Origin of the sequence: Streptomyces coelicoflavus, assembly GCF_003112555.1 — a bacterium.
GTDB lineage: Bacteria > Actinomycetota > Actinomycetes > Streptomycetales > Streptomycetaceae > Streptomyces > Streptomyces coelicoflavus.
Genome location: NZ_BEWB01000002.1, coordinates 108,756 through 123,365, shown reverse-complemented (window position 1 = coordinate 123,365; position 14,610 = coordinate 108,756). Strand labels below are relative to the sequence as shown.

General features: G+C 74.1%; 13 protein-coding genes. 7 read left to right on the top strand and 6 right to left on the bottom strand.

Annotated elements, in window-relative coordinates; genetic code table 11:
- Positions 1 to 74: 74 nt before the first annotated feature.
- Positions 75 to 1,529 (bottom strand): ROK family transcriptional regulator, encoded by a 1,455-nt coding sequence (locus Sco07f_RS00805; RefSeq protein WP_244941969.1) that lies wholly within the window; start codon positions 1,527 to 1,529, stop codon positions 75 to 77.
- Positions 1,530 to 1,585: 56 nt separating this feature from the next.
- On the opposite strand from Sco07f_RS00805, the gene Sco07f_RS00800 reads away from it, so the two are divergent.
- From Sco07f_RS00800 to Sco07f_RS00790, 3 genes are all read left to right on the top strand, one after another.
- Complete coding sequence (locus Sco07f_RS00800; RefSeq protein WP_108986659.1) at positions 1,586 to 2,668, top strand: Gfo/Idh/MocA family oxidoreductase; 1,083 nt, start codon at positions 1,586 to 1,588, stop codon at positions 2,666 to 2,668.
- An 8-nt stretch (positions 2,669 to 2,676) separates the two neighbouring features.
- Positions 2,677 to 3,153 (top strand): heme-degrading domain-containing protein, encoded by a 477-nt coding sequence (locus tag Sco07f_RS00795; RefSeq protein ID WP_087792986.1) that lies wholly within the window; start codon positions 2,677 to 2,679, stop codon positions 3,151 to 3,153.
- A 106-nt stretch (positions 3,154 to 3,259) separates the two neighbouring features.
- Positions 3,260 to 4,132: an LLM class F420-dependent oxidoreductase gene (locus tag Sco07f_RS00790; RefSeq protein ID WP_007388602.1), complete on the top strand. Its 873-nt coding sequence runs from the start codon at positions 3,260 to 3,262 to the stop codon at positions 4,130 to 4,132.
- Between the two features lie 82 nt (positions 4,133 to 4,214).
- Here the strand turns inward: Sco07f_RS00790 and Sco07f_RS00785 are convergent, their stop codons facing one another.
- Positions 4,215 to 6,803, bottom strand: a complete 2,589-nt coding sequence (locus Sco07f_RS00785; RefSeq protein WP_159106914.1) for a SpaA isopeptide-forming pilin-related protein — start codon at positions 6,801 to 6,803, stop codon at positions 4,215 to 4,217.
- A gap of 401 nt (positions 6,804 to 7,204) precedes the next feature.
- On the opposite strand from Sco07f_RS00785, the gene Sco07f_RS00780 reads away from it, so the two are divergent.
- The gene (locus Sco07f_RS00780) at positions 7,205 to 8,452 is read left to right on the top strand and encodes a glycoside hydrolase family 183 protein (protein ID WP_108986658.1); all 1,248 of its coding nucleotides are present in this window, start codon (positions 7,205 to 7,207) and stop codon (positions 8,450 to 8,452) included.
- A 92-nt stretch (positions 8,453 to 8,544) separates the two neighbouring features.
- On the opposite strand, the gene Sco07f_RS00775 is transcribed toward Sco07f_RS00780, so the two are convergent.
- From Sco07f_RS00775 to Sco07f_RS00760, 4 genes are all read right to left on the bottom strand, one after another.
- Positions 8,545 to 9,402: a fumarylacetoacetate hydrolase family protein gene (locus Sco07f_RS00775; RefSeq protein ID WP_108986657.1), complete on the bottom strand. Its 858-nt coding sequence runs from the start codon at positions 9,400 to 9,402 to the stop codon at positions 8,545 to 8,547.
- Positions 9,403 to 9,568: 166 nt separating this feature from the next.
- A complete protein-coding gene (locus Sco07f_RS00770; RefSeq protein WP_108986656.1) occupies positions 9,569 to 10,285 on the bottom strand; it encodes a YidC/Oxa1 family membrane protein insertase in 717 nt (238 codons plus the stop codon).
- 98 nt (positions 10,286 to 10,383) lie between these two features.
- Entirely contained in the window at positions 10,384 to 10,728 is a 345-nt protein-coding gene (locus tag Sco07f_RS00765; protein ID WP_108986655.1) for a DUF6412 domain-containing protein, read from the bottom strand.
- 68 nt (positions 10,729 to 10,796) lie between these two features.
- A complete protein-coding gene (locus tag Sco07f_RS00760; RefSeq protein ID WP_108986654.1) occupies positions 10,797 to 11,342 on the bottom strand; it encodes a winged helix-turn-helix transcriptional regulator in 546 nt (181 codons plus the stop codon).
- Between the two features lie 147 nt (positions 11,343 to 11,489).
- Between Sco07f_RS00760 and Sco07f_RS00755 the strand changes: the two genes are divergently transcribed.
- The 3 genes from Sco07f_RS00755 to Sco07f_RS00745 all read left to right on the top strand — a co-directional run bounded on the left by Sco07f_RS00755 (position 11,490) and on the right by Sco07f_RS00745 (position 14,578).
- On the top strand, positions 11,490 to 12,893 hold the full coding sequence (locus Sco07f_RS00755) for an MFS transporter (RefSeq protein WP_108986653.1): 1,404 nt from the start codon (positions 11,490 to 11,492) through the stop codon (positions 12,891 to 12,893).
- Positions 12,894 to 12,980: 87 nt separating this feature from the next.
- A complete protein-coding gene (locus Sco07f_RS00750; protein WP_108986652.1) occupies positions 12,981 to 14,021 on the top strand; it encodes an SEC-C domain-containing protein in 1,041 nt (346 codons plus the stop codon).
- Between the two features lie 116 nt (positions 14,022 to 14,137).
- Positions 14,138 to 14,578, top strand: a complete 441-nt coding sequence (locus Sco07f_RS00745) for an SRPBCC family protein (protein ID WP_108986651.1) — start codon at positions 14,138 to 14,140, stop codon at positions 14,576 to 14,578.
- Positions 14,579 to 14,610 lie beyond the last annotated feature (32 nt).

The window sequence follows — 14,610 nt, the reverse complement described above, 5'->3', positions numbered from 1 at the left end:
CGCCGGGGGCGGGCTCGGCGGTGGGCTCCGGTGCCGGGCTCGGCGGTGGGGCGCCGGTGCCGGAGGGGCAGCGGTCAGCCGCCGTCCCCCCGGCCGAACAGCGGTGCCAGCAGCAGTTGGGCCGCGCCCTCCGCGACCGCCCGCGTCCCGCCCGGCGCGAGCCGCACCGGTACGGCGCCGTCGTGGCCGCCCTCGCGCCGGGCGCGGGCGTCGAGGACCGCGGCGACGCCGTGGACGAAGGCCTCGGGCGCGGCGGCGACGGTACGGCCGCCCAGCAGCACCTGGTCGATGTCCAGCAGTGCGGCGAGGTTGGCGGCGCCCGTGCCGAGCACCCTCGCCGCCTCCGCGAGGTCGCCGCGGGCGACGGCGGCGAGGCACAGGGCCTCCACGCAGCCCCGGGCGCCGCAGGTGCAGGGCGGCCCGTCGAGCTGGAGGACCTGGTGCCCGAACTCCCCGGCGCCGGTCCTGGCGCCCCGGTGCACGCCGCCGCCGAAGACGAGACCGGCGCCGAGGCCCGTACCGAGGTGCAGGTAGGCGAAGGAGCCGCCCGCGCCGCCTCCGCCTCCCCCGTCTCGGACGGCGAGGCCGAGCGCCGCCGCGTTGGTGTCCTTGTCGACGACCACCGGCACGCCCAGCCGCCGCTCCAGCGCGTCCCGCAGCGGATAGCCGTCCCACTCCGGAAAGCCGGTGACCCGGTGCAGCACACCCCGACCGTGGTCGAGCGGCCCGGGAAGGGCGACACCGAGCCCGAGGAGGGTGGGCACGGCACCGAGGGCACCGCCCGCCGACCGCGCCCCCTCCGCGACGGGAGACTCCCGCCCCTCCCCCGAAGCCCGTCCCCCCGGGACCCGCTCGCCCGCCACCTGCTCCCCCGGGACCCGCACCCCCCGGGCCTGCTCCTTCGAGGCCGACGCCCCCGGCCCCTCCGCCGCGGGAGTCCGCAGGGCGTCCTCGGTGGGCGAGCCGGGTCCGTCCGCAGCCGCCGCTCGCAGACCACCCGCAGCCGCTGCTCGCAGACCGCCGGCACCGGGCGGTAGCAGACCCTCCGCCCCCGGCGACCGCAGCGCCTCCGTCGCAAGTTCCTCCGCCGACCGCGCCACCCCTGCCAGCACGGTCTCCGCCCCCGCGCCCAGGTCCAGCGGAGCGCGCCGCTCCGCCACCACGGTGCCGTCGAGGTCGACCAGCACCGCCCGCAGCTCGTCGCGGTCCAGGTGGACGCCGAGGGCGTGACCGGCCCCGGGCACCAGGCGCAGCACCGTGCGCGGCTTGCCGCCGGTGGACGCGCGGCGTCCGGCCTCGGTGGCGAGGCCCTCGCCCCGGAGCCGAGCGGTGATCTTGCTGACCGCCTGCGGGGTGAGCCCGGTGCGCTCGGCGAGCTCCAGCCGGCTGATGCCCTCGGTACCGGCGGTGCGCAGCAGGTCGAGCACCAGGGCGGTGTTGTGGCTGCGCAGGGCGAGCAGGTTGGCGCCGCCCGCCGCGCCCCGCACACCGCCGCCGGTTCCCTTTCCTCCGCCGTCGCTCCTGTTCACGCCCCCATTGTCCCCGGCGCTTGCACTTTGGCAACACCGTTGCGAAAGTGGGACGCATGACTGGTACTCCTTCCGGCAATCCCCCTCTGCGCGTCGGTCTCGTCGGCTACGGCCTCGCGGGTTCCGTCTTCCACGCCCCGCTGATCGCCGCCACCGAGGGCCTGGCCCTGGACACGGTCGTCACCTCGAACCCGGAGCGGCAGCAGCAGGCCCGCGCCGAGTTCCCGGACGTGCGCACCGTCGCCACGCCCGACGAGCTGTTCGACCGGGCCGGCGAGCTGGACCTGGTCGTCGTCGCGTCCCCGAACAAGACGCACGTGCCGCTCGCGACGCGGGCCCTGGAGGCCGGTCTGCCGGTCGTGGTGGACAAGCCGGTCGCGGGCACGGCGGCCGAGGCGCGCGGGCTGGCGGCGCTGGCCGAGGAGCGCGACCTGCTCCTCTCCGTCTTCCAGAACCGCCGCTGGGACAACGACTTCCTCACCCTGCGCGGGCTGCTCGCCGAGGACGCGCTGGGCGACGTGTGGCGCTTCGAGTCCCGTTTCGAGCGCTGGCGGCCGAAGCCGAAGGGCGGCTGGCGCGAGTCCGGCGACCCGGCGGAGATCGGCGGGCTCCTGTACGACCTCGGCAGCCACGTCGTCGACCAGGCCCTCGTCCTCTTCGGCCCGGTCACGCACGTGTACGCCGAGTCCGTGGTCCGGCGGGCGGGCGCGGAGGCGGACGACGACACGTTCCTCGCGCTCACGCACGCGAACGGCGTCCGCTCCCACCTGTACGTCTCCTCCACCGCCGCCCAGCTCGGCCCCCGCTTCCGGGTGCTCGGCTCGAAGGCGGGCTACGTCAAGCACGGCCTCGACCCGCAGGAGGCGGCGCTGCGCGAGGGCAAGCGGCCGGGCCCCGGCTGGGGCGAGGAGGACGAGTCGCTCTGGGGCCGCGTCGGCGCCGGGGAGTCGCCGCTGACCGGCGGCGGACAGGTGACGGCGACCGTCGCGGGCGACTACCCCGCGTACTACGCGGCGGTGGCGAGGGCCCTGCGCGCGGGCGGCCCGAACCCGGTGGACGCACGGGAGGCGGCCGCCGCCCTGGACGTACTGGAGGCGGCCCGCCGGTCCGCCCGCGACGGAGTGGTGGTGTCCCTGTGAGCGACCCCGTGAGCACGACCCCCGCGACGCCCACCGTGGCGGAGCTGGAGGAGCAGGAGCGCCGCCTGGTCTTCCGCCGGTTCACGCACGACGACGCGTGGGCGCTGGGCTCCCTGCTCGTCGAGCTGGCCCGGGAGCGCGAGGCCCCGGTCGCCATCGACATCCACCGCGCCGGACAGCAGCTCTTCCACGCCGCGCTGCCCGGCTCGACCCCCGACAACGACGCCTGGATCGCCCGCAAGCGCCGCGTCGTGGAGCGGTACGGCTCGGCGTCGTACCTGGTCGGCTCCCGTTTCCGGGCCAAGGGCACGACGTTCGAGGAGTCCTCGCGGCTCGACCCGGACACGTACGCGGCGCACGGCGGCTCCTTCCCGGTCACCGTCGCCGAGGTCGGCGTGGTCGGCGCGGTGACGGTCTCCGGGCTGCCGCAGGTGGAGGACCACCGGCTGGTCGTCGAGGCGCTGGAGCGTTTCCTCGGCGAGTAGCCCGAGCGGCCCCGGGCGGCGTGGCCGGGGAATCCCCGGTGGGTACTCGTGGTTGGCAGGCAGACACGCAGGTTGATCACGGTGCCCACCGGAGGGATCGCAAGCGATGAACGAGGCGACGGCTTCGCTGAAGGAATCGGTCGGACCGTACGGCGTCTGGAGCGGGCAACTGCGCGCCGAGGACCCGGAGGGCGCGGCCGAACGCGCCGAGGCGGCCGCCGAGTTGGAGCAGCTCGGCTACGGCGCCGTATGGCTCGGCGGCAACAGTGCCGCCCGGAACGCCGCCCCGCTGATCCGGGCGACCTCGCGGATCGTGGTCGGCACCAGCATCCAGAGCATCTGGGAGCACAAGGCGTCCGAGGCCGCGGCGGGCTTCGCCGAGCTGGAGGTGTCCCACCCGGGCCGCTTCGTGCTCGGTCTCGGCGTGAGCCACGGCCCGCTCGCGCAGGGGTACCGCCGTCCGTACTCGACGATGGTCGGCTACCTGGACGAGCTGGACCGGGCCGGGATGCGCTCCGGCCACCGAGTGCTGGCCGCGCTCGGCCCGAAGATGCTGGACCTGTCCCGGGACCGGGCGGCGGGCGCGATCCCGTACCTGGTGACGCCGGAGCACACCGCGCGGGCCCGCGAGCGGCTCGGCGCGGGCCCGCTGCTGGCCCCGGAGCTGAAGGTCGTCCTCGACGCCGACCCGTCCCGGGCCCGTGCGACGGCCCGCGCCTACCTCGCCATGTACCTGAAGCTGCCGAACTACACGAAGAACCTGCTGAACCTCGGCTTCACGGACGCCGACGTCACCGGCGGCGGCAGCGACCGCCTCGTCGACGCGGTCTTCGCCTGGGGCGACGACTCGACGATCCGCGCCCGCGTCGACGCCTTCCGCACGGCGGGCGCCGATCATGTCGCCCTCCAGCTGGTGGAGGACGACATGTCCCGCCTCCCGAGGGAGGGCTGGCGCCGGCTCGCCGCGCTGCTGGCGTGACGGCGGGCACGGGTGAACGCGCGAACGCCGGCCGCAGGGTGGAATCCCCGCGACCGGCGTGGTGTGCGTCCGGGTCGCGCCGCTACTTGGTTCCGTAATCGGAGCCGTTGCCGTAGCCGCCGTCGTGCCCGTCGTCACCCCCGTGATCTCCGTCGTCGCCGTAGCCGCCGTGGCCGTCGTCGCCGCCGTCGTCGCCCTCGCGCTCGTTGTCGATCCGCACGGTGACACCGTCCTCGGCGTTCGCCTCGGTCACCCTGATCGGGCCGGTCACCGGGTCCGCGGGCAGCTCGTACCCCTCGGGCACAACGGTCTCCCGCAGGTAGTACGACCCGGGTTCGAGGTCCTCGAAGACACAGCCGCCGGAAGCGTCGGTGGTGCAGTCACCGGTCAGGGTGTCGGTGTTGTCGCCGGAGGTCTGGAGACCGGCCAGCCCGTTGGTCTCCTCCCACAGCTCGAACTCCGCGCCGGCGAGGGGCTCGCCGTTCCCCGCGTCGGTCTTCTCCACCTCGACGGACCCCTCGTCGTCGGGTCCGGGCGGGCCGGGCTCGTCCTCGACGGTGTTCTCCGCCTCGATCTGCACCCCGTCCTCCAGGTTCCCCGCGGTCAGCACCAGCGGGCCGAAGACGTTCGGGTCGGGCAACTCGTAGCCGTCGGGCGCGGCCGTCTCACGCCAGTAGTACGTGCCGGCCTCCACCGTCCGCGCGCACCGCCCCAGGGCACCGGTCACGCAGTCGCCGCCGATCCGGGTGTCGGGGGCGGCACCGTCGGTCTGGAGGCCGTCGACCCCGTTGGTCTCCTCCCACAGCTCGAAGACCGCTCCCGGCAGCACGGCGCCCGACTCGGCGTCGATCTTCCGGATCCGCACCTGCCCGGTCTCGGGGCCGGGCTCGTCACCGGCGGTGTTCTCGGCCTCGACCCGCACGCCGCCCGCGGCGTTGTCGTCCGTCAGGACCAGTGGGCCGAAGACGTTGGGGTCGGGCAGTTCGTAGCCGTCGGGCGCGGCCGTCTCGCGCCAGTAGTACGTACCGGTCGCCACCGTCCGGGTGCACTCGCCGTCGGTGTCCGTCGTGCAGACGTCACCCACCTGCGAGTCCGGGTTCGCCCCGCCGGTCTGGAGACCGTCGACCCCGTTGGTCTCCTCCCACAGCTCGAACTCCGCCCCGGCCAGCGCGTCGCCGCTCTCGGCGTCGGTCTTGATGACCTGCACCTGCCCCGTCACCGGACCGGGCTCGTCCTCGGGGGTGTTCCGCGCCTCGACCCGCACCCCGCCGGCGGCGTTGTCCTCCGTCAGCTCGAGCGGGCCGAAGACGTTGGGGTCGGGCAGCTCGTAGCCGTCGGGCACGGCCGTCTCACGCCAGTAGTACGTACCGGTCGCCACGGTCTGCGCGCACACGCCGTCGGTGTCCGTCGTGCAGACGTCACCCACCTGCGAGTCCGGGCTCGCCCCGCCGGTCTGGAGACCGTCGACCCCGTTGGTCTCCTCCCACAGCTCGAACTCCGCCCCGGCCAGCGCGTCCCCGGTCTCCGCGTCCGTCTTCTCGACCCGCACCTCACCCGTCACGGGGTCGGGGCCCGGGCCGGGCGGTGTGTCACCGCAGTCCGGGAGGTCGCCGTCGAACGGGTAGGCGTGGAACTCGACGCCCGACTGCTCGCTGGTGTGGGTGATGGAACCGCCGCTGAAGAAACGCCCGTTGATGCCGGGCAGCGACACCGTGGACATGGAGTTCTGCGGTCCGACCAGCACGCTGCCCTGGAACTGGCCCGTGCCGACGAAGTTCGCCGTGGTGGCGTCGGGGAAGTTCCACAGCAGACGCTCGCGGTAGGCGTTGAGCGGGTCGGTGTCGTCGGCGATGCCCCCGCTGTAGGTGTTGACGGTGCGCTCGGAGCCGAGCATGTTCACCAGGACGGTGGCGTCGTCCGGGATGTTCTCGAAGACGATCCCCTGCTGCCCGCCGGAGGCACTGGCGAGGTCGAAGTCCACGTTGAACACCTGGATCGCGGACGTGCCGTCGCCGGTGAACACGGTCTGGTAGCCCTGGTTGACGGCGGTGCCGGTGGCGGTCCGGAGTTCGCCGTCCACGCGCGCGTAGCACTGGCTGGCCACGGTGAGCCGGTCGCGCAGATCGAGGTAGGGATCGGCGGCGTCCGGGTCGTGCACGAGGTCGCCGTCCACGGTCCCGGTCACCGTGCCGCCGTACCGGACGACCCCGCCGTCGGCGATCAGCCGCTGCCCCGGGGCGACCGTGATGTCGTTGCCCGTGGTCAGGAAGTCCGCCCCGTCCGGCGGCGGCACTCGCGAGCCGACGCCCGCGATGCCGATGTCGTAGACGGCGCTGCCGCCCTCGCTCTTGTTCATGTCGAAGTCGTCGAGGACGACGACCCGGCCCTCGGCCTCGGCGGCCCGTCCCCGGACGCGGAAGTCGTCGCCGGCGAAGACGTTGATGCCGTTGTCGCGTCCGGCGAACGGGCCGTTGTTGATCTCGGGGAACTCGTCCGGGCACAGCGGCCCGGCACACGGCCCGAGTCCGCCCGGCAACGGGGCGGCCTGCGCCTGCGAGGCCCCCGCCCCGACGACCAGGACGGGTGCGAGGCCCGCCACGAGGGCGCAGGCCAGCCCGGTCCGGCCCAGGCGGGGCCGGAGGGCGGTCATGCGTTGTCTGATGGAGTGCATGCGCCACAGGCTCTACTCCGGCCGGGCGCGCCCTCCGGAGAACATTCCCGCGCCCGTCGCCCCTCACACGAACGGCCCGCACCACACCACTCGCCCGCCCGCCTGTCCATCCATCCGTCGGTCTGTCCATCCATCCGTCCGTCCGGGTCGGCGCGCTCCACCCTTGGCTCATTACCGCCTGGGACTCGGCTCCCGGGGCCTGCTAGAAAACTAGAGCGATCTTCCAATTCATGCGGCCGACGGTGCGCGGGGCCCTCTGCCCGGCCCGAACCACCCATGCCCGTCCCCGCTGCCCTGCCGCCCCCGCCGTCTCCGCCGTCCCCGCCATCCGCGCCATCCGCGCCATCCGCGCTCGAACCCGTCCGAGCCACCCGGGTTCCGCATCACGACGAGGAGCACCCATGCCCGACACCACGCCACCCCGGCCCGAGCACCGGACCCAGCCCGAATCCCGGCCGACGACCAGCCGCCGTACCGCGCTGAAGGCCGGCATGGGCCTGACCGCGGGCGCCCTCGGGGTCGCCGGAGCGACGGCCCCCGCCTCGGCCTCGGCCCCGTCCGCACCGCACGCCGGCGGGGCCCGTGTGCTCCAGGCCGGCACCCCGCTGTGCGACCAGCCCGGCGACTCCGCCGCCGCCCAGGGCCTGGGCTCGGGAGACCTGGCCATTCCGTACTACCGCGAGCACGACGGCACCTGGGGATACGTCTTCGGCGACTCCTGGACCGGTATCCAGCAGACCGGGACCTACATCGGGTCTCCCGTCATGCTCAACCAGGACCGTTTCGACGCCTCCGGCGCGACGCCCATCTCCTTCACCTGGGCGATGCCCACCGCCGGCCGCGCCGGCCAGCTCTTCGACTACCGGCACGACCAGAACAACGGACACGGCTTCGAGGTCAGCCGCATCCCCAACGACTGCATCGAGTTCGGCGGCCGGACGTACATCCAGTACACGTCCGTGGCCACCTGGACGCCGCCCGCGGGCTACGACGGGTCGCTGATGTCCGGCGTCGCCTACTCGGACGACCACGGGGTGACGTGGCGGGACTACCCGTACCACTGGGCGGGCGACACCCAGGGCGTCAACCAGTCCATGTACGGCATGTGGTCCTTCGCGGGCATCGACCCCGACGGCTGGCTCTACATCTTCTCCAAGCGCTGGAACGGCACCCACGTCAACACCGCCGACGGGGGCGCGATCCAGCTGTTCCGCATCCGGCCGGACCGGTTCCGCGCCGGTGACTTCGGCGCACAGGAGAACTGGGCCTTCGTGGACGGGGGCTGGCGCTGGACCCGCTCCGCGCCGCCGTCGGTCATCCTCTCCGGCAACAACATCGGGGAGTTCTCCGTCAAGCGGATCGGCGGCACCTACTGCATGAGCTACTTCGACGTCGCCGACTACTCGATCTGCACCCGCACCGCGGCCCGCCCGGACGCCGTGTGGTCGGCGCCCAGACCGCAGATCGTCGGCAACAACACCCTCCCGCCGAGCCATTGGGGCAAGCCCCAGGTCCCCTTCCTCTACGGCGGATACATCCACCCGGGCAGCCCGAACGCGAACGCGCTGACGCTGATCGTCTCGCAGTGGAACGGCAAGCTGCACGAGCCGCCGTACTGGGTCCTCCAATACGACGGGATCGCCGCCTAGCCGCCCGGCCCTTCGGGGCCCGCCCTTCGGGACGGGCCCTTCGGGACGGCCCCGAAGGGCCACGGAGTCGCCACCGGCGCCGCTTCGGCCCCTCAGGCCCCCTTGAGCTCCTGCCGCTGCCGCCCCAGCCCCTCGACCTCCAGCTCGACGACGTCCCCCGCCCGCAGGTACGGCTTCGGCTCGGGCTGCCCCATCGCCACCCCCGCCGGCGTCCCGGTGTTGATGACGTCACCCGGGCGCAGCACCATGAACCGGCTCACGTACCGCACGACTTCCCCCACCGGGAAGATCTGGTCCGCCGTCGTCCCGTCCTGCTTCAGCTCGCCGTTCACCCACAGCCGCAGCGACAGCCGCTGCGGGTCGGGCACCTCGTCGGCGGTCACCAGCCACGGGCCGAGCGGGTTGAACGTCTCGCAGTTCTTGCCCTTGTCCCAGGTCCCGCCCCGCTCGATCTGGAACTCCCGCTCGGACACGTCGTGCGCGACCGCGTACCCGGCGACGCACGCGAGCCCCTCCTCCGCCGACTCCAGGTAGCGGGCCGTACGCCCGATCACGACCGCCAGCTCCACCTCCCAGTCGGTCTTGACGGACCCGCGCGGCACGAGCACCGTGTCGTGCGGCCCGACCACCGTGTCCGGCGCCTTGAAGAAGACGACCGGTTCGGCGGGCGGCTCGGCCCCGGTCTCGCGGGCGTGGTCGTGGTAGTTCAGCCCGATGCACACGATCTTGCCGATGCGTCCCACCGGCGGCCCCACGCGCAGCCCCGTGGCGTCCAGGGCGGGCAGCTCACCGGCCTCGGCGGCGGACCGTATCCGGCCGAGCGCGCTCTCGTCGGCGAGCAGTTCGCCGTCGATGTCCGTCACGACGCCCGACAGGTCTCGCAGGGTCCCGTCGGCGTCGAGCAGCGCGGGCCGCTCCGACCCCGCCGTACCGACTCGCAACAGCTTCATGATCCCCAACTCCTCGCTCGCGGGCAGCCCGCCCGACGTTGCGCGACCTGAGTGCGGCAGCAACGCGACAGCATCGGAGGACTGGTCGATCCTCCAAGGCGGCGGTCCACTCCGCAATACCCCGTTCACGTACTGGACCGTAGCCGGGCGGCGGACCGGCCCGCGCTCAGCGGTAGAGCACCGCCCGCTCCACCACGCTCCACGTCGTGCTGGTGACCACGTACAGCGCGGCGGCCAGCGGTACGACGGCCACGGTGACGAGGGTGAAGAAGGACATGAACGGCATGACCTTGGTGATCGCGCCGACGCCCGGCACGGCCGCCTCCCCGTCGCCGGCGGGCAGCACCGGCCGGGCGGCCATCGTGCGCCTGGTGAGCCGGTAGCTGAAGGTGGCGACCCCGGCGACGACCGCGAACAGCGCCGCGTACACGAGCCCGGCCCCGCCGAGGGGCCCGCCGTCGCCGAGTGCGTCGGCCCAGTGCCCGCCGAGCGGGGCGGCGAGGAGCCGGTGCGAGAGCAGCGCGTTGGCCTCGCCGCCGATCGAGGTGCTGGAGAAGAGGTGGTAGAGGAGAAAGAACGCGGGGAGCTGGAACAGGCTGGGCAGGCACCCGGACAGCGGGGACACCTTCTCCTCGGCGTGCAGTTCGAGCACGGCCCGCTGGAGCTTCTCGGGGTTCTTGGCGTGCTTGCGGCGCAGTTCGGCGACGCGCGGCTGGAGCTCGGTGCGCGCCTTCTGCCCGCGCGCGGCGGCCCGGGACAGCGGGTGGACGAGGAGCCGTACGAGGGCGGTGAACAGGACGATGGCGGCGGCCGCGGCCGAGGCGCCGAACAGGGGCTGGAGCAGGTCGGCGAGGTGCTCGACCAGGCTGGCGAAAACGGACATGGGTGGGTGAGCCCTCCGGGGGTCTCGTCGTGCCGGACTGAGGTGGGGCGGCATGACGACACGACCGGCGCGGGGCCAGGTGTGGAAGAAGCTGTGCCCTACGCGGTGGTCGCCGGGAGGGCGTGTCCGGGCGCTCGGGGCCGACGGCGGCCCGGGGCGTCGGGATCGCGTTGCGGCAGGAAGGCCGTACGCAGGTCACGGTCCCTGATGGCCGTATGCACCCGGGTGGGCGGCACGACGGGGGCGCAGCGCGCGGCGACGACGGCGCACGCGGCGAGCGCGGAACCGACCGCGGTGGTCGCGGCGAGCGCGACGGTGGCGGAGAGGCCGCCGGCGTCGACGAGCGCGACGGGGAGGAGCACCAGCAGCAGGGCGAGCAGGGGGCGCAGGAGGCGTGGGAGACGCTGGACGGCCGGGCGGTTCTCCGTGCTCGTCGGCGGCATCGGCGACTCCTCCTCTCGCACGCGCGTTTGCCCCAGTTATACAGGACGCCGTCACACAGGAGGCTGCGTCATACAGGCCGTTGCGCGGAACCCGGCTCGGTCTCGACGGGCTGGAGCAGCCGCCGGGTGCCGAGCAGCGCCCGGCTGACCGGGTCCGCCGGGTCGGGGTCGAGCCCGGGGCCCGGCCGCATGTCGATGTCCTGGACGGCGACGAGGGTGCCACAGGTGGGGCAGGCGCCGTACGGACTGAGTTCGGTGCCGCAGTCGGCGTGCCAGAAGGTGCGCATCGGTTCGCCGCCCAGGTGCTCGCGCCCCCAGATGCCGAGTGCCCGCAGGGCGGGCCACAGGGCGATGCCGCGGTCGGTGACGACGTACTCGTCCCGGGGCGGCGACTCCTGGTACCGGCGCTTCTCCAGGATCCCCTCGGCGGTGAGCGCCTGGAGGCGGTTGGCCAGGACGGCGCGCGGGATGCCGAGGTGGACCAGGAAGTCGTTGTAGCGCCGGACGCCGTAGAGGGCGTCGCGGATCACCAGCAGCGTCCAGCGCTCGCCGACGACCTCGAGCGCGCGGGCGATCGAGCACTCCTGCGCCGCGTAGTCCTTGCCCAGTGCCATGCGTCCACTGTAGCCACTTCCCGCCATTAGGTTCAGTCACCGAACCGACAGTGCTAGGTTGGTCCGCCTCAGGTCGGTTCATTCACCGAACCCACACCTCGGAGGGGGCCCCTCCTCCGTCGAGCCATCGAGAGCGGACCGCCACCCATGAGCGACACCGGCACGGACTCCCCCACCACGCCCGCACCCGCCCCCGCGGCACCCGCCGAACGCGCCGCACCGCCCCCGCACCCCGGCCGCACCCTCGCGCTGACCAGCGCCGCGACCGCCGTGGCGCTGATGACGTACACCGCGCCGCTCGTCACGCTCCCCGACACGGCCGCCGCCCTGCACACCCCGCTGTCCGCCCAGGCCTGGCTGATCAACGGCACCCCGCTCGGCCTGGCCGCCCTCCTCCTGGTGGCCGGCAGCCTGGCCGACGACTACGGGCGCCGCCGGCTCTTCGTCTCCGGCACACTGGCCCTCGGCATCACCACCGTCCTGGGCGCGTTCGCGTCCACGACCTGGCTGTTCACGCTGGCCCGCGTCGCGCAGGGCGCGGCGAGCGCGGCGCTCCTCGCCAGCAGCCTCGGCCTGCTCGTCCACGCCTTCCCGACCCCGGCCGGACGGCTGCGCGCCACCGGCGTGTGGGGTGCCTTCGTCAGCGGCGGGATAGCCGTGGGCCCCGTGCTCGTCGGCGCGATCCCCGACTGGCGGCTGGCGTACGGCGTCCTCGGCGCCGCCGCGCTGGTGGTGGCGGGACTCGGCGCGCGGGCCCTGTCGGAGTCGCGCTCGCCGCGGCCCGGCAGGCCGGACCTCGCCGGGGCGCTGACCTTCGGACCGGCCCTGGTCGCACTGGTGGCGGCGCTCACGCTGGGCCGGGACGGCTGGCTGCGGGCCCCGGTGGGCCTGCTGCTGGGAGCGGCGGTGCTGCTGGGCGCCCTGTTCGTGGTCGTGGAACGCCGCGCCGCCACCCCGATGATCGACCTGTCGCTGCTGCGCCGCCCGCTCTTCCTGGCCTCCTCGGCGGGCGGGCTGTTCACGGGCCTGTCGGTGATCGGGCTCTTCAGCTTCCTGCCGACGGTGCTCCAGCGGGCGCTCGGCCTGTCCCCGATGGCCACGGCCCTGCTCTCCCTGGTCTGGGCCGGTCTCGCCTTCGCGGTGGCGCTCCAGGCACGCCGTTTCGCCCACCGCGTCTCACCCCGCCACCAACTGGCCGTCGGCTTCGCCCTGCACGGAATCGGCGTCCTCACCATGCTCGGCGCGGTCGGCGCGGGCTCCTGGGCCCGCCTGCTGCCCGGCCTGGTCGTGGCGGGCGTGGGCAGCGGCCTGCTGAACGCCGCGCTGCCGCTGCTCGCGGTGGAGTCGGTACCGGCGGCCCGCGCGGCGATGGGCTCGGGCGCGCAGCAGACGTTCCGCTACATCGGCTCGTGCGCCGGGGTCGCCCTGACGATCGCCGTCGCGACGTCGGCGGGCAGCCCGGGGGCGGGTACGAACGTGGCGTTGTGGGTGTCGGCGGGCCTGGCCGTGGTGGCGGCGGTGCTGGTGGGAACGCTGCGGGAACGGCACTGAGGGGTACGGCGCCTCGTCGGCCCCGCTCCCGGTCCGCGGCCCCCGGATGGCTGACCCTCGTCACCTCACGGCAGTACGGTGTCCCCCATGCGCCCCGACACGCCCGCCGAAAACGTCGACCACGCCGCCGAGGCGGCCCGCCTGGAACGGACCGCCGGCCTCTACCCCGAGGACGCCGAGACCCTGCTGCTGCGCGCGGCGGCCCACCTGGAACTGTCGGGCGACCGCCCGGCCGCGACCAAGCTCTACGACCGCCTGCTGTCACCCTCCGAACCGGCCCCCGCGCCCCTGGACAACCCGTCCCTGGTCCGCGCCCTGAAGGCGTCCAACCTCTGGGAGTACGACCACGAGGCGGAGGCCCGGGCGATCATCGACGGCGTGCGTGCGGCGGCGCCGCGCGACCCGGCCCCCTGGGTGATCGTGGCGGAGGCCCTGGAGTCCCACGACGAGCTGGAGGCGGCCCACGAGACGTTCACGGAGGGCGCCCGCCTGCTCCTCACCGACGTACCGGAACCCCCGTACGCCACCCACCCCCTCCTCTACGGCCGCCACCGCGTCCGCCGCATGCTGGGCCTGGACCACGACGAGTGGGACACGCTGGCCGACACCCTGCACTCGATGCCGGTCTCCCTGGACGAGCTGCACGACCCGAAACGCGTCTGGTCACTGGGCTCGGACAACCCGGCGGACCTGGAGGCGGAGATCTCCCGCCTCCGCGCCGAGCTGGGCGCCTACCGCGAGGCCCTCTCCCGCCCCTTCCCGGTCGCCATGCTCCACTGGCCGGCCGGCGAACTGGCGGAGCTGCTCGAGGCGTACCCGTCCCTCGCCGCCGAGTACCCCTCCTACGACGCCCACCTGGCGTCGATAGAGGCGGCCCTGCGCGAACTGGCCTCGTCGGGCACCCCCAACCTGGGCGTGGTCCCGGGCACGGTCCCGTCCTACGAGGCCTTCGCCGCGTCCGAGGGCGCATCCCCGGCCGACCCGACGCTGCTCCCGCAGTACGCGACGACACTGGCCGCCCGGGGACTCGCGGTGGCGTGGCCCCCACAGCGCGGGGCGGCGTGCTGGTGCGGCTCGGGGCGGGCGTACGGCGACTGCCACGGGGCGGACGTCGCCGGGAACCGCTGAGACACCGGTCGGACAGCGGTCGGACACCGATGAGATTCGGTGCCGCCGGTCGTCTACAGGTGCGAGAGCCTCGCCGGCAGCGGGCGAGGCACCGCCACCCGAGGAGACACGACGCCATGAGCACCGACCAGAACGGCTTCTCCTACACCCTCACCCGCACCCTGGACGCCCCCGCGTCCCGGGTCTGGCAGGCGTGGACCACCCCCGACCAGTACGCCCAGTGGGCCTACGCCGTCCCCGGCTCCGTGGAGATGGACGTCCGCCCCGGCGGCATCTGGAAGGCCACGGTGCGCACGCCTGAGGGCGCGGAGTTCCCGCTGACCGGCTCCTACATCGAGGTCGCCGAACCGCACCGGCTGACCCTCGGCATGGACGTCCCGGGCCGCCCGGACCCGGCGACGATGACCCTCGAACTGACGGAGCAGGGCCCCCGCAACACGGTCATCACCCTCCGCCAGACCTGCGACACGGCGGAGGAACGGGACGGCGCGGAGCAGGGCAGCGGGATGCTGCTTGACGGGCTGACGGGGTTCCTGGCGGACGAGGCAAAGGCCTGACCGCCGTCCCGGCCGTCTTTCCGAGCAGCTCC